Here is an 18549-nt window from a genome sequence, read left to right on the forward strand (position 1 = left end):
ATCGTGTGCAAATCCGAAGAGCAGCACCCTGCAATTCGACAAAACCCCATCGCCATCGCAGGCAGAATATTCGCAAGCTAAAGGAGATTGGATTTTTAGTTTCACCCGTTAACAGTTTCGCAACCATTATTGCTCAAATACAACATTCTCCATGCAGCTATTGTCTGCTATTGAAATGTCGTTCGTGCCGCCACACGCAGATGCAGCAGGACCTCTTCGGTCGGCCAGACACTTAAAGCACCTCCCAAAAGGACCTTCCGCGTTCAAAAGCCCACCAGCTGGCAACCGCTCCGCACCCAATCGCAACCGAGACCCTCAACGACATTTCCGGTGTCGGGCCGAGCTTTGCGAACAGGGACAAGAGCGGCCAGGTCACCAGGACAATTGCAAGTTGCCCGACTTCAACGCCGACATTGAAGGCCAGAAGGCTCTGCCAGATATTCGGCGACGTCACCTGCAGAATTTCATGCAAAACGAAACTGAAGCCGAGGCCGTGAAGTAGGCCCATCAGGACAGTTATGACAAAAACCTTTTTGCCGGAACTGGCCTCGGCACTGTCTTCCAGCACCGCCAGAAAAGCCGCATAGATGATGGAAAGCGCAATACCCGTTTCCACGAACGGGACAAACCACGCACCGGATGGCACGTAGCCAAAGAACCCAAGCGACAGTGTTACGCTGTGGCCGACTGTAAAGCCGGTGACCCGCCATAGCAGGGAATGCAATCCGCGTGCGCCGATGACGAGGCAAATAACAAAAAGAACATGGTCGATGCCCTCAAGGATGTGGCGCACGCCCTCCCAGACGAAGGTTGTGATCCCCGCTATTCTGGATCGGGAAACCTCGACAGGATCCTTCATCAGCCCTCGTGTCCGAAAAACCAATGGGTCACCGGACCCGTAGTCCAGAATGAGGTTCGCGGTCATTTCCTGATCCGGCAGACCGGGGTCCAGCAGGCTTGCGAGAGTATAGGCCGAAGGCGCGTATCCGAACGGATAGTACACGACAATATCTACCACGACATCGCCGACATAAGCGGGCGGGCCACTGTGCAGGGTTGAGCCTTGGGCTACGGACTGTTGGGCTTCTTTCAAAGTTGCAAACCCGGGTTCTTCACCCACCCGATGGACCGAAACGGATTCAACAACACCAGGAACGCGCGTATCCTGAGTTGTCAAAACTGTACCGGATTCAACGATTTGCCCGAGCCCGAGCGGGTTTGTGGCAAACTCGGAGAGATCAACAAAGTGGACGACCTGACCGTCCTCAAAGGCATTTGTGGTAAAAGGTGCCGCTGACGGAAGGCCGTCTTCGCGTGGTGCACCGGTCTTGTCCGCGACAAGATAGGGCATCGGCATGCGCAGAAAGATGCGGAGCGCGTCGCTTGTGTGTTCAACATGAAAGACGCGCACGTTGAGGTTCAGCAGAAAATGCGCCTGGCTTGCGACGGCAGAGAGGACCAGAAACGCAGTTGCACAAATCAACAGGATTTTTCGCATGAGATCAGACATCAGGTGAACGTGCCTCCAGAACTGTGATGGCGGAGAGAAGCCAGTTTCCCCGGTCAGGTCGGAACTCTACCCGGGCGCGATATTCAACGAGCCGACGGTGGTCATGGCCCCAATGCCCTGCCCGCGCGTCGACGCGCCACTGCACGACACCTTCGAACCGTCCTCTACCGGTCATTTCTCCTTGGACGATGGCAACATCCGAGACATCCGTGATTTGCGCCCGGCCGCCACCGGGCACCCGGATCGTCAGGCTGGTTTCCAGCTCAGCCGCCACATCAGTCAGCGATGCATCGAAAACGATTGGTTCAAGCGCCTTTTTCCGCTCTTCAGGAAACACTTCAAGCGCAGCTACATATGTGTTGGTCAGCAGCCGGGATAGTGCGCCAGTCGCGATCTGGGTGTCGGATTGGCCAGAGATCGGGATCAGGACAGGAATTGCATTTTTCCCTGAAAAAGCGATGCCCGCTAAAAGAGACATCGTCGAGAGCGCCACGACGCCTGCCCCTATAAGTTTCCTGGAGGACAGGAACGCGACCATGCCTGCGCCGGCGGACAGGACAACAGCCAACACCGCCCACACCGGTATGACAAACATCCCCGCCGCCTGAACCGGCGCAACTTCGGGGTCGTCATATCGCCTCAGATGATTGGTCCACGTAACGACAGGTTCGCCCGGCGCTGCCCAGGCAAAAAACGGGCCGGCAATATCAGTCAGAGTCATCGGGACCTTCCGGATCGCGTCATCAAACATGTCCCAGTTGATTGACGCTGAGGCTGGCAACTCGGATATCGGATAAGTCAGTATCACGCCGACAAATGTCGTATCGGCCATGAGCGTTGGGGCGCCTTCAACGACCTGAAACCCTCGTTCCCCCAACGTTAGAAATGTTCCACGGGCCGCAGCAGGTACGATCGCCTCACCAGAGATGCTCAGCGGATTGCGGTCTTTGAACTCTTTCAGGGCAGCGGTCAAAATCCGTGACTGAAGCGCGGGGTCCAGCTTGGTGCCCGTGGAAAATTCCTGGCCGATCCATGGCGCAAGGTCCCGAACCCGGATGAGGATTTCGTGACGAAGCTCACGCGGTGCCACGTACAGGAATGACGACGTACCGTCTTTTGCCGAGCGATTGAGATTGGGGTTTGTGAAGGCCGAAAACCACGGATCGGTCCAGTCAATCGTCAGTTGCATATCTGTTTTCAGAAAACTGAACCGCGAAACCGGGACCGAACGGTCAAAAACCATGAACCCAATTGATGCTGCGGGCGACCCATCCTCGGCATATGGCGGGCTCAGGATCAGAGTTTCAGGTCGCGCGCCCTCAAAACTGTAGAAAACCTCAAAAAATATAACGCCCGGGTTTTCAGGCGGGCTGGGGATCGGCTTTCCGGTGAGGGGGTCGGTCATTCCGGCAAAAGGCGAGGCCCGATCAATTCTCTGCCGGCGTTCCACAGTCAGCAGTTCAAACGGCAGCGGTTTCCCGTCAGCCCGCGCAATTCGAATGCTTTCCAGACCCTCGCCGGATGACTGATGAAACTTGGTCGAGGTCGTAAGCGATGCAGACGCAAGCCTTACCTGAAAAGCGAGATCGAATTCAGCCAGGTCCTCGGGGTAGATTTCAAGCTCAAGACGAACGCCCTCGTCTTCTATGCGGAACATCGCAATATTTCTGGCGACTTCCGCCCCGCTGTAGGGGATCACGTCACCCCTTGCAGCGGTCGCAAAGACTGAAACCGCAATTATCGCCAACAGGCATCTGATTTGTGTCGACACTCTCATCATTGGCCGTAGAAACGCTGTCACGTCCTCCCTTCACCTATCTCGGAAACACAAGCGTCGCGGACAGCCGAGCCCCCCACCCATCGGGGCCGGTATCCGGAGAGGTCAGGTAGTAGCGCGCGCCAGCTTGCAGAGACACGCGCTGTTCCCCAAACCTGACCAGTTTTGAAATCATGAGGTTCACAGGGGCGGTCCACTCGTCCGTGGTCCAGTCATAGGTGGATTCGGAATTCACCGTGTATGTCCAGGCGTCTTTGGTGGTGTACGCCAGGAAAGGCTGAAGATAAGTCGAATTGATGTTGTCGCTTTCGAAGGACCAGATGTGGTTCCCCAACCCGCCAATGGTCCAGGGCCCTTCCTGAACCAGAACGACACCCGTGAGACCGCCACCCCATTCGCCCACGCCCAGATCCCGGTCACTCGATGTCGGCAAATAGAAGATGGGTCCGACACCCCACGTAAAGGACGATTTGGCCGGGCTGAACCAAAGGCTTACCGTCGTATCTCCGAACCCCTCGTTGCGTCCGGACGTGCCCGAAACATCGTTCTGCCATTTGTAGGGAATGATCGTCCGTGTAATCAGGTTCAGATTGGCGTTCAGCGAAAAAGGTATGACGGGCTGTATGTTCAGAGTTGTCTGATCGCCGTCGGCGCTACCGTAGCCGGTGTCGTAATTGAACTGGAACGGAACCGAGATCAACGATGCCAGCGGGTTCGACAACTGTTTGGCCAGTTCCGAGTCATCTGCCGCCGATGCGGGGCTCGATGCCAGGGCGTTGAGAGCAACCGACACCAATACGCCTGATCGGGCCGGTTCGGATATCGGGGATTTGGTGGGGGCTGTCATCATTCCGTTCTTTCCTTGGAACACTTTCCCTTATGCAATCGGACAGCGACGTATCGACCTGTGATACCTGGGTTTTAAAGCGCGCCCGGCGGGGGGCGCGCCTTCCAAATGCGGGCTATTTGTCATCCGGCATCTTCGGCGGAGTGTATCCTTTCCATTTTCCGGCCAGAACTTTTTCGGACGGTTCCTTTTCCTTGGACCGCGGCGCGTCGATATATGACTGAGACACGGAAGGGGGCAGTGCGTACTCGTCCACGGACGCTTCGCGCACCACGATTTTGTTCTTGGTCACATTGATGACCGTCAGGTCTCCGGCCAGTGTCAGCTCGCCATCATAGGTCGAACGGATGCCTTCCAGGATCGCCTGGTAGTTTTCCGGCGACAAAACCGAGTGGTATCCCACGGCGTGGCGCGGTTTGACCTCGGCCATGACTTTGCCAAATGCCGCCGGCTCGGTATGGACGCGCGTTGCAACATATGTGGCTTGCCCCAGGCTCCAACCGAAATAGGGTGCCAGTGCCTTAGGTGGCAGGAAGGCCTCATGAGTGGCGAGATCGGCGCCCTTGGCATATTTCACGTACCATTTGTTCGGATATGTATCCCCGCCGAACACATACTTCAGCCCATTCCATTCCAGAGAATAACTCACCGAGCCATCCAGACTGTGAATCGCGGGCCATGACCGGATCGTCACGCCGTTTTCGTCGTAGACGACCTCGTTTTCCTGCATGTAGTCGAATTCGGTCACCTCGATCTTGGCGCCGTCATCCGGCAAGGCTCCGGTACGGCCGTCCAGATCCCAGGCGTATGCGGCTTTACTGCTTTCAACGAAGGCCTTTATGCCCATTTCAGGGGTTGATCCGCTGGGGCCGTAAATCCGCAAAGGAGTGTATCGGCCCGACAGCCAACTACCGATGTGCAACCCCATGAAGTCGCCGACATGGTCGACATGCAGGTGGCTGACGAAAACTTTGTCAATTTTCGAAAAGTCTGGCCGAAGGGAAAACAGATTGCCCATCGATCCCATACCGATGTCGAACAGGAATACATCGCCATTGCCCAGTTCAACGAGGAAAGAAATGGACACCGCGGCCTTTGTCTGGTTCGGCATTCCGGTTCCCAATGCCGTGACCCGCATTTCATCGGTACCCAGAATTTCCGTGTTCGGGAAATAGCTGGCGGGATACTCTTCGTCACTGATCTGCGTTGCGGTTCGCCCGGTCGGCAGGTTTTCGGCGTGAACCGCCGCTGCGCCGAAAGACATGGCCATCGCGGTACAGGCCAAGGCCACATGCCGACATCTTCTACCAATACTTAAGAACATATTCTCCTCCATCGTTTATGCCGCTCACAAGTGGGGCGGTAATGCCGGTTCTCTGGGCTCCGGTAGCTTGTCCGAAACTCCGGTTTGCCCTGTCTCAGTTGCAAACGAGGCCGAGCACAAATGGACACGCAATAAACAGCGTCTTGCAGGTTCGTTTGATCATTCCCGTCTCCTTTCGTGCCGGAACTCAGGTCGCGGTGTCGGGCGACCGTTTTGTTGGCTCATTGGTGCCCTCGCGCCTTGGGTCGGGCCGTGGACTGATCGACGTATTCCATCAATTCGATCCGCAAATCCTCGCAGATCTGTCGATACTCGGCCGCTCGGGCTTGCCCGCGTTCCCCCTGAATTTGAAAACTGCGGTATGCGGCCACCGCCTCGCCGAAATCGCGGCAAATGGCCTGGAACTTTGGATCGCTCCGAGACAAAGACAAGATGGTGAATTCATCGCAGGGCGATTGTTTCACCAGTTCCGAACATCCGGCAGCAAGATAGTTTTCCACTTGCTCCCCTCCCGGCAAAGGCCATTGGCCGTCAGTGAGAAATTGGTTCCAACGGTATGCCCGCTTGGACGTCCGTGGAGACATCAGGCTAACATCCGGGGCTTGGGGATTGGGGTACCGAACATGTTCGGAACGTGTATCGAACGTTAATAATTCTTTTGTTTGAATGTTATACTGGACGTGACCCGATTGAGCCGGGTACTGTTTGACTAGTTTGGATGGAACGAAAACAACCGACAGACACTTCGATGGAAAGTCAGTTATCCGAGCGGAAGTCAGCGCCGCCTCTGGAACAGGCGGCCATAGACGAACAGCTCGACCGTATGTTTGAGAGTTCTCAGTTTGGTGCGAATGACCGCCGACGCGCGTTCCTCAAATACATCGTCGATGAAACACTGGCCGGGCGCGCTGACCGCCTGAAAGGGTAATCGATTGGCGTTTCTGTCCTGGGCCGGTCCGAGGATTTCGACGCGACTTCGGATCCCGTCGTGCGATTGGAAGCGCGCCGGTTGCGGCGGGAACTGGAACATTATTACCTGACGGACGGCAGCAATGACCCTTTGGTGATTACCATTCCCAAAGGGTCATATGTTCCATCGTTCGAATTTCGCGACATTTCTTCGGAGCATTCCATGGCTTCGGGGCGGACAGGAAAGTCCGGCAGAACGGGTTGGCGGGCTCCGAACTGGCTCTTGCTGATTTTATTGATGCTTTTGATGGCCGTAACGGGGGTGATGCTGATCCAAAATGTCGGAACCGAAATCCCGCCAACGGATCAGGCCACCGCGGACAATGACTTGTGGGGAGACTTACCTGTCGTTGCCGTGATGCCGTTCAATCCTTTGGGAAACAGCGCTGTTTCATCCGTGGCGGCCCGAGGCATCGCCGAGGATATCACAACCGATCTGGCGCGTGTGCAGGGGTTGCGCGTGATCTCATACGCATCCACAGCCGGGCTGTCTGATGGGGCCGTTGATCTGATCGACGAAGGGCGCAAACTGGGTGCGACTCATATTTTGCGGGGCAGTCTGCAGACGATGACAGATGGCTATCGGCTCAACATCGGTCTTGTCGATGTGGACAGCCGGGGCGAAATCTGGGCCAAGCGGTTCGATTACATGACGGCGGATCGGTTCGATACGCAGACCGAGATTTCGCGGGAGATCAGCGCCACCTTCTCGATCGAGCTGTTCCCGGAACTGACCTCGCGGATCGAGGATGCACGCTGGACGCGCCGTGACGCCAGAATCCTGTACCAGCAGGCGTTGGACATCATTCACCCCCCAAGCGACCCGGCGCGGTTTGACGCGGCGCACACCTTGCTAGAGCGGGTGGTGAGCCTGGAACCGGATGCCCCTCACGGTCATGCAGGATTGGGGTTCGCGGAATCGCACCGCACCTGGTTCGGCTTGGCTCCGAACACGGATGAAAGCCGTGCTGTAATCAGACAACATGCCGAAATCGCATTGGAAAAAGACCCCGCCAACGTCCGCGCCCTGCTGACGCTGGGCATCCTTGAAGTGTTAATGGGCCAACCGCAGCAGGCGATTGAATTCGGCCAACGCGCCGTAGAGCAGGAGCCGAGCTCCAGTCTTGCGCATGGCTATCTGGGAATGTTCCTGTTATACGCCGGCAAGCCGGAACAGGCGATCACGCCCCTCAAACGGTCGCTGAGCCTGGACCCCCTTAGCATCCGGCGGCCCTACAGAAATATGATGGGTATTTCTCAATTTCACGCGGGCCACTACCGGGACAGCCTGAAAACGTTGCAAGAGAACCTGGACCTCGGCGGACCGTTTGGGCCGCATATGATGGTTTACCAGGCTGCTGGTAATGCAGCTCTTGGGCAGTTCGACGAGGAAGCGGCGATCCTTGAAAGCCTCTCGGCGATGATCGCCGAAGGCGAGACGTTCCCTCTCCGACAGTGGCTGGAAAAGGTGATAAATGATCCGAAGATGATGCAGCCTTTGCTGGACGAATACGAAAAAGCCAAATCTCTGGCCAAGGCGCGATAAAGGCCGGCAGCTCGTCGATTGCATCAACTCTAGCGTCTTACGCTCGTGCAGCATTTAGCCGGGAACCTCATCCTACAGACATGTGAAAGGCAGTCCGGAGAATGCCTGTCTCTTGCGCCAAGGATAGTCAAAACAAGCCGTGTCCCAAACACGAAGATGCGCATTGGTCCGCTGCTTTATCGTGTCTGCACCCGATACGGCGGAATGTTGAACAACCACACCCAACCCGTACGGCAAACGCCTACCTTTACGCTTTTTTCAATTTTTGCATCGACCAGCGAACAACCCCGCCGACCCAGATGAATCCGAGCAATCCGCCAAGGTAGACATTCATTGTACCGCCCGGTGCAATGAACCCGGAATGCCCGAATACCGTGATCGTTTCGATGGCCTGTTCGACACCAAACACGATGCTGAGCCAGGTCAACCAAGGTGGGATAATCCTGTGCTCACCAAACCCTAGCACGGCAATTGCGCCGGCCATGGCAGTCGTAGAGGCGTTCACAACCGGACCCCAAAACGCGGCGATGGCAAAAATCACCTGCGCTGCCCCCTCTGACAGACCGCTCGGATTAAAAGCCAGGCCAGCCCAAATCCACGCCTGAACTTGCGCTGTCAGAGCAAACCCAAAGACGCCCGCAAAAAACACATAACGATGTGGCGCAGGAAGAAGGGCTGAGACCTGACCGGCAAAAATCATCAGGCCCAGAGAAACAAAAGTTGAAGCCCAGGCATAGGTCCGTGCCTGGCCGCCATTTTCCGAGAACCAGGTAACAATTTCTGCCCCTGTGGATTCAATTGTCGGAACCGTACTGCCTAGGGCAACAAAGCTGAACACGTAAAATCCACAGGTCAAAAGAATGTTTATGAGTAACAAATTTCCAGCAGTCATACGCATTGGTCGTCCTCTCATCTATGAACTGGATGTCGGCGGATTATTGGCTGGCACAATGACTAAGGAAGGTCGAATTGAGTGCCGTACGTTGTTTCAGTAGGGCTCCCACTCCAAGTAAAATAAAGGAATCGTAACGAGTTACTCCCATTCATCCCGAATTGCGGCAACCAGATCAAGTGCTTATGGAAAGCTCCAACGTCTCGGAGCATTCGCCGTTACGTATGCGCCCATACCTAGTCGGTGAACGTATACCGTGCCTCATCGTCCGAAGACTGAGCGGTTGTGCGAACGACGTCCTTTGGCTGCCCTTGAAGACGTTGCCTACGTCTGCCCTGCTGGTGAATAACGCAAACATCGGCGCCGAAGCCTGTACAAACGCTAGTCAGGTGCTCCAATCCCCAAAAGCGCTGATTGTGCTACCGTCTTGATTGGCCTTGGCTGAACGTCCAGTTTGGGAAAGTTGCACTTGGGGCTAGCAGCACCGACAAATGCCTCTAGTGGCCATCCTTTTTACGGCCTACGCCAGCTTACCAAAGCTTGTACGTGATTTCCGGTCTTGTTCACTGTCAGCCCAAAGCGGCCATTCACCGGCGGCTGGGCGTTTGGTGCCAGTGCACGGGTGTTCTTCGGACAAAGATGAAACTCAGCACATTTGTTTTATTGTCATCACGGCTATCAAACGAGCCTGGTTTTCATAACAGTCTGCACCCTGGCCCGTGTTCTGTCGGTATTCTTCCAATATTAGCTGATTGCCCCAGAGCCAGCTAACCGTCCTATACGAAATTCAGGTTTCGCGACTAGTTTATTGTCAGAGAATAAATTTCCACCAGCTCGTCTCTGCCGCGAAGCTTGTGTGCGCCGATGCGCTTGAATTCTATTGGCTTGACCAAGGCGCTACGAACAGAGCTGGAAACAAGAATATTCGCTTCAGCTTGGGTATCACCCAATACTTTTCCGGCTTCTTCCAAACGTTGCGCGACATTCACTGCGTCACCAACGACAGTATAGCTCAGCCTCCCTTCACTGCCGATGTTCCCAATAACCACGCGACCGATGTGGAGCCCTATGCGTAATCTGACAGAATAGGGCAAGCCAGCCGCTATTCGTTCATTTTGGTTATATTTCTGAATCCAATGAGCGATCTCAATTGCTGCCTGGCAAGCCAGATCGGCCGCATCGTCCTGATGTTCTAAGGCGCCCCAGACAGCCATAACCGAATCTCCGATGAACTTGTCGATAGTGCCGCAGTTTTTCTGGATGCAGTCCGCCAGCCCAGCAAAGTGGTCATTCAGGAACAATGCCGTTTGAGAAGCCGTAAGATGTTCCGACAGTGTCGTGAACTCAACAATATCCGTAAACATAATGACGACATCTCGGTGAGATGAGTTGATCTGTTTACCTGCGTGGTGGCGCATCAATTGGCGGACCAAACGCTTGGGCACATAGAGTTCAAACCAGCGCAGGCCTTCAAGCATGAAATTGTATGATCGTGCCGCCTCATCCAGTTCTCGGAAGAAGGACCCTTCGATTTCGGCAATATTCGAAATATCCAGATCATGTACACGCTTTGCGCTGTCGGACAGCCGCCGCACGGGTTTGGCAATTTTCTGACCGATCAAAGCCGCCACCCCGGCCGAAATGACCGCCATTATAGCGCAGAACCAAATCGCCCATCTTAATCGAGCTGCTTCCGCAATGATGTCATGGGTTTCAAAATATGTGGCTACGGTAAGTGCTTGATCGCCATAGTTGGTCAGCTCTTCAAAGAATATGACATACTCCCAATCAGCGTAGGATACGAAACGAGTGTTCGCGCCGGTCAGAAAGTACTTTGCGACGCTAAGGTGATCATTCGGCTGCCACATGGCCGAAACGATTGGATCGGAGAAACGGTCTTGCTGCGGAAGTGGTGCCGCACGATTCAAACCAGCATAACCAAATGCCATGAGCGGGTGGGCCAATACGGCATTTCTACCGTACAGCATGAACACATTTGCACCGAACTCCATTTCCTGATCAGCCAAAAATTCAGAAAGTTTCACGACCGAAACCCAAGCTGATAAGACCCCGATTATTCTACCTTTTTGAATGATCGGACTTTGGTAACTCAGCACCGACTGACCGTACTCTTCGCGCCAAAGAATATTGCCCCAACTAGCTTTTCCGGTTTCAACCGCTTCATCGATAAGGTGGCGCAGATCGACATCGTCCCCGAGCTTTAGGAAAATGGGTAGGGTCTCTTCTTGGGTACGTTCAACGCCTGTCAGAATTTGCTTTCTGTCAATGAATTGTATCCGAACAATCTGAGGGGTCGCTGAAACGGCGCCAAGCAACAGGCTAACAAACTCTTCTGATCCGTCCGCCTCCACCTCTCCCGAGGCAATCCTGCTCGCGATAAAATCGACTTGGTCAGAAGCTGCTGTCAGATAGCGCTCTACCTGTTGGCGTTGGGTGCCGATGATAAGCTGCGCCTTCTGTGTCAGCAAATCCGAAGTATTGCGGTAGCCAACAACCAGACCCACACCCAATACACCTGCGACGGAAGTAAGAACAAAGAAGCCCAGCCCAAGCGCCAAGGCGACCGACATCGAGGCATGCCACTCGCTACCCTTCCCCTGGGAAGTATTTGCTTTTTTGCCCCCCATGACGCGCCCCGTGAACGAGACAATCTTTTGGCGTAATTCGGTGGATTATATACATTTTCTTGAATTTTAAAAGTTTTGCTTACTTAGGGTCACTTTCGGACAATCCCAATCCGGCCTCGGCTACGCCAGTAGGTCAGCTATGAATACCATGAGAAGATTGCGCCACTCGGAAAGAGCGGCGGATTTTTGCAAGCTTCGCATCCGCTTGAAAGTCTGCGAGAATCGTTCTCTTCCTCTTCTCGTCGTCAGAACAGGGGCGTGAGCTCCGAACTCGGTTGTTGGATCACCTAGCAGCGCAAGACGACTAAATCTGAAATGGCCCGCTAGCGGTTTTTGAGCGTCCTATTCCGAAAAGATAATTCGCCCTATGCCTGCTCTGCAGCTTTTTGCGGACATCGGATGTATCGCAGCATCAGTGGATATTCCGGCTTGAATTTGCGCAACGGACGGCGCTTGTGCTCTCAATATGGGATGCGCGTTCGACTGATGAATTGGCGCAAAGCAAACCGTGAACGCACCACTCGTAATCCCGGTAGCCGCATGAGTTTCGTTTGTAGGAACGTCTCAAACTCTTCAAGGCTTTCAACCGCAACTTCCAACAGGAAATCCTGTGCGCCGGTCATCAACGTTCCAGTCACCACTTCGTCAAACAGGGCAACCTGACGCTGGAAGTCCACCACTTTTTCGGCGTCCTGCCTCTCCAATTCGACCGAGACGAAAGCTGTGATCGGAAAGCCTGCCGTTTTGCGGTCGATGCGGGCGCTATAGCCCGAAATCAACCCAGATTCTTCAAGGCGCGCCAACCGGCGTTTGCAAGGTGTGGCGGACAGACCAATACGTTCAGACAGTTGGACCAATGACATGCGTCCATCCTCTTGCAACGCGCGAAGAATCTCTCGATCTACTTGATCAGTAGTATAAGGCACCATGAATCCTTTGATTTGTAGTGTATTCCACTCAGATTATTTCAAAATACCTTGGAAAAGCGGTTTTTCAACCCAGCACAGGACCATAGGCTGGAAGTGACGATCCCGACGGATCGAATTGACTACATCCCTGCCATGCAAACCAATGGTGAAACCATGCCCCTCATCATCACGGAAGAAACCCCGCCGCCCGGATATGAACGTCTGATCTTTGCCGAGGATTCCAGCAGCGGGTTGCAGGCTTACATCTGTTTGCATTCGACAGTTTGCGGCCCGGCGGCGGGTGGCTGTCGAATGTGGGCTTACGACAGTCGGGAGGCTGCCCGCGAGGACGTGCTGCGACTAGCACGCGGCATGACGGCCAAGAACGTTATGGCCGGGCTCGGGCTGGGCGGTGGCAAATCGGTGATCATCGGCAATGCCCGCGAAGACAAAACTCCGGCAATGCTGCGCGCCTTTGGCCGCGTGGTCGATGCGCTGGAGGGGCAGTACTATACGGCCGAAGATGTGGGCTTCTCGCCCGAAGACATTCGGATTGTGGCCGAGGAAACGGATTTCGCCGTTGGTCTCGAAGGGGGTGAGCATGGGAACGGTGACCCGTCACCCTTTACCGCCGAAGGGGTATTCCAATGCCTGAAGGTTGGCGCGCAAGACGTTTTCGGAAGCGACGACCTGACCGGGCGCCGCGTGCTTGTTCAGGGTCTGGGACACGTGGGCATGAGCCTGGCGGAAAAACTGTATGCTGCTGGTGCGTCGCTGATCGTATCAGACATCAATCAGGCCGCGCTGGATCTGGCCCGCGACCAGTTGCGTGCGGATATCTGCCCTGTAGATCAGGTCTTTGACGCACAAATGGACATCTTTGCGCCCTGCGCTCTGGGTGGCATTCTGACCCATGACAGCGCGCAGAAACTGTCGGCGCGGCTGGTCTGTGGCGCGGCCAACAACCAATTGGCCGAAGACTCTGTTGCTGAGACCCTTAGCGCGCGGGGAATACGCTATCTGCCCGATTATGTGGTCAATGCAGGCGGCATCATCAGCGTGGCAGGTGAAATCCACAAAGCCGGTGAGGCATATCGCCAAGCCCGGCTCAAGGAGGTCGCGACGCGAATTGCCGAGATTCTGGAAACCTCGAAACGCACCGGCCAATCGACCACACGGGTCGCCGATCAGATTGTCGGTGACATTCTGGATCGTGCACGCGGCCATCAACAGGAGGGGGCAGCATGAGCGAACAATCCAAACCGCTTTCGCTAAACGTACCTGAACCGGGCTGCCGTCCAGGCGATACGCCGGATTTCTCGGATTTCGAAATTCCCCGCGCTGGTGAGGTTCCACGGCCGCCGATCGACGTGGCCGCGGATGACATTCGTGACATGGCTTTTTCGATTGTTCGGGTTCTGAACAAAGAGGGCCAGGCCATCGGCGACTGGGCAGGTGCGTTGACGCCTGATGAGCTGCGTACGGGCTTGCGCCATATGCTGACCCTGCGCGCCTTTGACAAGCGTATGCTGATGGCGCAGCGCCAGGGCAAGACAAGTTTCTATATGCAGCATCTGGGCGAAGAGGCGATCAGCTGTGCCTTTGCGCGTGCGTTGCGCCCCGGTGATATGAACTTCCCGACATATCGTCAGGCCGGTCTGCTGGTTGCAGTGGACTACCCGATGCTGACGATGATGAACCAGATCTATTCCAACGCTGATGACCCGCTGCACGGACGGCAGTTGCCCATCATGTACACCTCGAAAGAACACGGGTTCTTTTCGATCTCAGGCAATCTGGGCACGCAGTTCGTGCAATCGGTGGGCTGGGCCATGGCCTCGGCCATTTCGGGGGATACCAAGATTGCCGCTGGCTGGATTGGTGACGGTTCAACTGCGGAAAGCGATTTTCACGCGGCGATGGTGTTTGCCTCAACCTACAAGGCGCCGGTGGTTCTGAACATCGTCAACAACCAATGGGCTATTTCGACCTTTCAGGGGATTGCCCGAGGCGGCGTCGGTACATTTGCCGCGCGCGGTCATGGGTTCGGCATCCCCTCGCTTCGTGTCGATGGCAACGACTATCTAGCCGTTCATGCGGTCGCCGGATGGGCCGCCGAACGCGCGCGCCGGGGGCTGGGCCCGACCTTGATCGAGTATGTGACTTACCGCGCGGGCGGGCATTCTTCGTCTGACGATCCCTCGGCCTATCGTTCGGGTGAGGAAGCCAGCGCCTGGCCGCTGGGCGATCCGATTGAGCGGCTGAAGCAGCATCTGATAACGATCGGCGAATGGTCAGACGAACGCCATACGCAGGCCGAAGCCGAAATTATGGATGAGGTCATAGCAACGCAGAAACAGGCCGAGAGCGTCGGCACCCTGGGCGACGGTAAGGCACCATCGCCGCGCGACATGTTCGAGGGTGTCTATGAAACGATGCCGCCTCATCTGATCCGGCAACGCCAGCAAGCGGGGTATTGAGAGATGGCCCAAATGACAATGATCGAAGCCATTCGAGATGCCCATGACGTGGCCATGGCGGCCGACGACCGTGTGGTGGTGTTTGGTGAGGATGTAGGGTTCTTCGGCGGGGTATTCCGCTGCACCGCGGGTTTGCAGGAGAAATACGGTAAGAGCCGCTGCTTTGACGCGCCGATCAACGAAAGCGGCATCGTCGGCACCGCAATAGGGATGGCCGCCTATGGACTGAAACCGGTGATCGAGATTCAGTTCGCCGATTATGTCTATCCCGCCTATGACCAGATCGTGAGTGAGGCCGCGCGCCTGCGGCACCGCTCGAACGCCGATTTCACCTGTCCGCTTGTCATCCGCATGCCCACGGGCGGCGGTATCTTCGGCGGCCAGACCCACAGCCAGAGCCCGGAGGCGCTGTTTACCCATGTGTCGGGCCTCAAGGTGGTGATGCCGTCCAACCCCGCGGACGCCAAAGGGCTGTTGCTTGCCTCGATTGCCGACCCTGATCCGGTGATTTTCCTGGAACCTAAACGGCTTTATAATGGGCCCTTTGACGGACATCACGACAAGCCGCTGACAACCTGGAAAAAGCATGCCCAAGGCGATGTCCCCGAAGGCGATGAGCTCGTGCCTCTGGGCAAGGCAAAGATCACCCGCGAGGGGGCGGATGTGACCGTGCTGGCCTACGGAACCATGGTTTACGTGGCCGAGGCCGCCGCGAAGGAAACCGGCATTGACGCCGAGGTGATCGACCTGCGGACACTCATGCCGTTGGATCTGGATACGATCACCGCCTCGGTGAAGAAGACCGGTCGCTGTGTGATCGTGCATGAAGCCACGCGCACCTGCGGCTTTGGCGCCGAGCTGCTGAGCCTTGTGCAAGAGGAATGCTTCTATCACCTCGAAGCACCGATTATCCGGGTAACCGGTTGGGACACACCTTATCCGCATGCCCAGGAATGGCAGTATTTCCCGGGCCCAATGCGGGTGGGTGAAGCCCTCAACACCGTCATGGAGGACTGAGCCATGGGCGTGCACATAATCCGCCTGCCGGACATTGGCGAAGGTATCGCCGAAGCCGAGTTGACCGAATGGCAAGTCAAGCCTGGCGATATTGTCAGAGAAGACGACATTCTGGCTGTGGTGATGACCGACAAGGCCGCAGTCGAGGTGCCATCCTCCGTGAATGGCAAGGTTTTGGAACTGGGTGGAGAGATCGGCGAGCTGATGGCCGTTGGTGCCACACTGATCCGCATCGAGGTCGACGGCGAAGGCAACGAAGGCGACGCGCCTGCTATGGCCGAGGCGCCCGACGTTGAGCCGGAACCTGAGCCAGAGCCAGAGGCCGAGCCCAAGCCTGAACCCGCAAAGGCACCCGAGCGGGCCGCACCTGCCGTGGCACGAGCCCAAGGCACCAAGCCGCTGGCCTCACCCTCGGTACGCGCTCGTGCCCGTGAAGAAGGGATCGACTTGCGCCAGGTACCGGGGTCCGGTCCGGCCTCGCGGATCAGCCACAGCGATCTGGATCAGTGGATTGCTTCGGGCGGCATTCAGCAGGGTCAGATCACCCGTGGCGCCAATACCGGCATCGAAGAGGTGCGTGTCATCGGCATGCGGCGCAAGATCGCCGAAAAGATGCAGCTTTCGAAACGCCAGATTCCGCATATCACCATCGTAGAAGAGGTCGAAATCGAGGCGCTCGACGCCCTGCGGGTGGCGCTGAATGACAAGCACAAGGGCGACAGGCCAAAACTCACCATGCTGCCGTTCCTGATGCGCGCGATTGTTGAAGCGGTGCGCGAACAGCCCGGACTGAACGCGCGTTTCGATGATGAGGCCGGCATCATCCATCGCCATGGCGGGGTGCATGTCGGCATCGCTACCCAGACACCAAACGGGCTGAACGTGCCGGTGATCCGCCATGCCGAAGCGGGTAGCCTGTGGGACAATGCCGCCGAGCTGACCCGCTTGGCCGAAGCCGCCCGCGAGGGCACGATCAAGCGCGAGGAATTGCAGGGTGGCACCATCACCATCACTTCGCTCGGGCCCTTGGGTGCGCTGGCCACCACGCCGATCATCAATCACCCCGAAGTAGCCATTGTGGGCGTCAACAAAATGCAGATCCGCCCGGTCTGGGACGGCCAACAGTTCCAGCCGCGCAAGATGATGAACATCTCGTGCAGCTTCGATCATCGCGTGGTCGACGGCTGGGATGCGGCGGTCTTCGTGCAGAAACTGAAATCCCTGCTGGAAACCCCGGCCATGTTGTTTGTGGAGGGCTGAATGTCGGACCTGAAATGTAAGTTGCTGATCATCGGCGCTGGTCCTGGCGGGTATGTCTGCGCCATTCGTGCGGGTCGGTTGGGAATCGACACGATCGTAGTGGACGAGGCCAAGCCCGGCGGAACCTGTCTGAACGTGGGCTGTATCCCCTCCAAGGCGATGATCCATGCAGCCGACGAGTTTCACCGGATCACAGCGGTCAATGACGGCCCGTTGGGCATCACCGCCCCAGCCCCGAAAATTGACCTCGCCAAGACTGTTGCCTGGAAAGACGGCATCGTCAAACGGCTGAATACCGGTGTCTCAGGCCTGATGAAAAAGACAGGCGTCAGGTTCGTGTCGGGCTGCGCCCGGTTTCTGGATGGAAAGACCGTGTTGGTCAGCGATACTGATGGCGAGAGCCGTGAAATCACTGCTGAATACATCGTCATCGCGTCGGGCTCGGCCCCGGTCGAACTCCCCTTCCTGCCTTTTGGCGGCGATATCCTGTCTTCGACCGAAGCTCTGGCGCTGGGTGACGTACCCGAAAGCCTTGCCGTTGTTGGCGGCGGTTACATAGGGCTGGAACTGGGCACGGCCTTTGCCAAGCTGGGTAGCAAGGTCACGGTGGTCGAGGCCGAAGCCCGCATCCTGCCCACCTATGACAAACAGCTAACCGCACCGGTGTCGAAACGTCTGTCGGCCCTGAATGTCACGGTCATGACCGACACCAAGGTGCAAGGCTTTTCTGATGGTGTTCTGGCCACGGATCAGGGCAATGTTGTGGCCGACAAGGTCCTGGTGACCGTCGGCCGCCGCCCGCGCACCCATGGCATCGGGGTTGAGGAACTGTCGCTAACCATGGACGGGCCGTTCATCCAGATCGATGAGACCTGCCAGAGCTCGATGCGGGGCATTTATGCAATCGGGGACGTCACAGGTGAACCCATGCTCGCCCATCGCGCTATGGCGCAGGGCGAAATGGTAGCCGAACATATCGCGGGTCACATCGTCGAGTGGGACAAACGCGCGATCCCTGCAGTCTGTTTCACCGACCCCGAGATCGTCACCTGTGGCGCAATGCCCGGCGAGATTGACGGCACAAAGACCAGCGATTTTCCGTTGGCGGCCAATGGTCGGGCCATGACATGCGAACGAGAAGACGGATTTGTCCGCGTGGTCTGGCGCGAAAGCGACCATGCTGTCGTGGGCATTCAGGCTGTCGGCGCGCAGATGTCGGAACTCTCGGCGGCTTTCTCGCTCGCCATCGAAATGGGCGCCTGCCTTGAGGACATAGGCGCAACCATCCACGCCCACCCGACACAGTCCGAAGGCCTGCAGGAAGCTTGTCTGAAGGCTCTGGGTCAAGCCCTACATATCTGAAGTTCAGGT

At 56.5% G+C, this 18549-nt stretch carries 15 protein-coding genes; 6 read left to right on the plus strand and 9 right to left on the minus strand.

The genetic code is table 11. The annotated features are described in order from the left end of the window. Positions 1–232: 232 nt before the first annotated feature. The 6 genes from GOX88_RS12310 to GOX88_RS23300 form a co-directional block, all read right to left on the minus strand. Positions 233–1510: a HupE/UreJ family protein gene (locus GOX88_RS12310; RefSeq protein ID WP_170401957.1), complete on the minus strand. Its 1278-nt coding sequence runs from the start codon at positions 1508–1510 to the stop codon at positions 233–235. After that, entirely contained in the window at positions 1503–3167 is a 1665-nt protein-coding gene (locus GOX88_RS12315; protein WP_170401959.1) for a hypothetical protein, read from the minus strand. The genes GOX88_RS12310 and GOX88_RS12315 overlap by 8 nt, the downstream gene beginning before the upstream one ends. A 157-nt stretch (positions 3168–3324) precedes the next feature. Then, positions 3325–4137, minus strand: coding sequence for a transporter (locus GOX88_RS12320; RefSeq protein ID WP_170401962.1), 813 nt, complete (start codon positions 4135–4137; stop codon positions 3325–3327). A 112-nt stretch (positions 4138–4249) separates the two neighbouring features. Then, complete coding sequence (gene gntH, locus GOX88_RS12325; RefSeq protein WP_170401965.1) at positions 4250–5458, minus strand: guanitoxin biosynthesis MBL fold metallo-hydrolase GntH; 1209 nt, start codon at positions 5456–5458, stop codon at positions 4250–4252. A 221-nt stretch (positions 5459–5679) separates the two neighbouring features. Continuing rightward, a complete protein-coding gene (locus tag GOX88_RS12330; protein ID WP_170401968.1) occupies positions 5680–5958 on the minus strand; it encodes a hypothetical protein in 279 nt (92 codons plus the stop codon). A gap of 275 nt (positions 5959–6233) precedes the next feature. Then, positions 6234–6488 (minus strand): hypothetical protein, encoded by a 255-nt coding sequence (locus GOX88_RS23300; RefSeq protein WP_217354220.1) that lies wholly within the window; start codon positions 6486–6488, stop codon positions 6234–6236. Between the two features lie 186 nt (positions 6489–6674). Between GOX88_RS23300 and GOX88_RS12340 the strand changes: the two genes are divergently transcribed. Beyond that, the gene (locus GOX88_RS12340; RefSeq protein ID WP_217354221.1) at positions 6675–7973 is read left to right on the plus strand and encodes a tetratricopeptide repeat protein; all 1299 of its coding nucleotides are present in this window, start codon (positions 6675–6677) and stop codon (positions 7971–7973) included. A gap of 247 nt (positions 7974–8220) precedes the next feature. On the opposite strand, the gene GOX88_RS12345 is transcribed toward GOX88_RS12340, so the two are convergent. The 3 genes from GOX88_RS12345 to GOX88_RS12355 form a co-directional block, all read right to left on the minus strand. Next, entirely contained in the window at positions 8221–8871 is a 651-nt protein-coding gene (locus tag GOX88_RS12345; protein ID WP_170401977.1) for a hypothetical protein, read from the minus strand. Positions 8872–9665: 794 nt separating this feature from the next. After that, positions 9666–11513, minus strand: coding sequence for an adenylate/guanylate cyclase domain-containing protein (locus GOX88_RS12350; protein ID WP_170401980.1), 1848 nt, complete (start codon positions 11511–11513; stop codon positions 9666–9668). A gap of 461 nt (positions 11514–11974) precedes the next feature. Beyond that, a complete protein-coding gene (locus GOX88_RS12355) occupies positions 11975–12442 on the minus strand; it encodes an Lrp/AsnC family transcriptional regulator (RefSeq protein ID WP_170401983.1) in 468 nt (155 codons plus the stop codon). Between the two features lie 153 nt (positions 12443–12595). Between GOX88_RS12355 and GOX88_RS12360 the strand changes: the two genes are divergently transcribed. The 5 genes from GOX88_RS12360 to lpdA are packed head-to-tail and all read left to right on the plus strand — an operon-like array spanning position 12596 to position 18540. Beyond that, positions 12596–13669: a Leu/Phe/Val dehydrogenase gene (locus GOX88_RS12360; RefSeq protein WP_170402236.1), complete on the plus strand. Its 1074-nt coding sequence runs from the start codon at positions 12596–12598 to the stop codon at positions 13667–13669. Next, positions 13666–14901 (plus strand): 3-methyl-2-oxobutanoate dehydrogenase (2-methylpropanoyl-transferring) subunit alpha, encoded by a 1236-nt coding sequence (locus GOX88_RS12365; RefSeq protein WP_170401986.1) that lies wholly within the window; start codon positions 13666–13668, stop codon positions 14899–14901. The genes GOX88_RS12360 and GOX88_RS12365 overlap by 4 nt, the downstream gene beginning before the upstream one ends. A gap of 3 nt (positions 14902–14904) precedes the next feature. Continuing rightward, positions 14905–15918 (plus strand): alpha-ketoacid dehydrogenase subunit beta, encoded by a 1014-nt coding sequence (locus GOX88_RS12370; protein ID WP_170401989.1) that lies wholly within the window; start codon positions 14905–14907, stop codon positions 15916–15918. Positions 15919–15921: 3 nt separating this feature from the next. Beyond that, positions 15922–17178: a dihydrolipoamide acetyltransferase family protein gene (locus GOX88_RS12375; protein ID WP_170401992.1), complete on the plus strand. Its 1257-nt coding sequence runs from the start codon at positions 15922–15924 to the stop codon at positions 17176–17178. Beyond that, entirely contained in the window at positions 17179–18540 is a 1362-nt protein-coding gene (lpdA, locus tag GOX88_RS12380; protein WP_170401995.1) for a dihydrolipoyl dehydrogenase, read from the plus strand. The last annotated feature ends 9 nt before the right edge of the window (positions 18541–18549 follow it).

This window comes from Ruegeria arenilitoris, from assembly GCF_013030985.1.
Lineage (GTDB): Bacteria > Pseudomonadota > Alphaproteobacteria > Rhodobacterales > Rhodobacteraceae > Ruegeria > Ruegeria arenilitoris_B.

What these genes read in the sequence shown, in the direction of transcription:
- GOX88_RS12310 (WP_170401957.1), bottom strand. Translation starts at nt 1,510, where the DNA reads ATGTCTGATCTCATGCGAAAAATCCTGTTGATTTGTGCAACTGCGTTT.
- GOX88_RS12315 (WP_170401959.1), bottom strand. Translation starts at nt 3,167, where the DNA reads ATGTTCCGCATAGAAGACGAGGGCGTTCGTCTTGAGCTTGAAATCTAC.
- GOX88_RS12320 (WP_170401962.1), bottom strand. Translation starts at nt 4,137, where the DNA reads ATGATGACAGCCCCCACCAAATCCCCGATATCCGAACCGGCCCGATCA.
- gntH (WP_170401965.1), bottom strand. Translation starts at nt 5,458, where the DNA reads ATGTTCTTAAGTATTGGTAGAAGATGTCGGCATGTGGCCTTGGCCTGT.
- GOX88_RS23300 (WP_217354220.1), bottom strand. Translation starts at nt 6,488, where the DNA reads ATGTTCCAGTTCCCGCCGCAACCGGCGCGCTTCCAATCGCACGACGGG.
- GOX88_RS12340 (WP_217354221.1), top strand. Translation starts at nt 6,675, where the DNA reads ATGGCCGTAACGGGGGTGATGCTGATCCAAAATGTCGGAACCGAAATC.
- GOX88_RS12345 (WP_170401977.1), bottom strand. Translation starts at nt 8,871, where the DNA reads ATGCGTATGACTGCTGGAAATTTGTTACTCATAAACATTCTTTTGACC.
- GOX88_RS12350 (WP_170401980.1), bottom strand. Translation starts at nt 11,513, where the DNA reads ATGGGGGGCAAAAAAGCAAATACTTCCCAGGGGAAGGGTAGCGAGTGG.
- GOX88_RS12355 (WP_170401983.1), bottom strand. Translation starts at nt 12,442, where the DNA reads ATGGTGCCTTATACTACTGATCAAGTAGATCGAGAGATTCTTCGCGCG.
- GOX88_RS12360 (WP_170402236.1), top strand. Translation starts at nt 12,596, where the DNA reads ATGCCCCTCATCATCACGGAAGAAACCCCGCCGCCCGGATATGAACGT.
- GOX88_RS12365 (WP_170401986.1), top strand. Translation starts at nt 13,666, where the DNA reads ATGAGCGAACAATCCAAACCGCTTTCGCTAAACGTACCTGAACCGGGC.
- GOX88_RS12370 (WP_170401989.1), top strand. Translation starts at nt 14,905, where the DNA reads ATGGCCCAAATGACAATGATCGAAGCCATTCGAGATGCCCATGACGTG.
- GOX88_RS12375 (WP_170401992.1), top strand. Translation starts at nt 15,922, where the DNA reads ATGGGCGTGCACATAATCCGCCTGCCGGACATTGGCGAAGGTATCGCC.
- lpdA (WP_170401995.1), top strand. Translation starts at nt 17,179, where the DNA reads ATGTCGGACCTGAAATGTAAGTTGCTGATCATCGGCGCTGGTCCTGGC.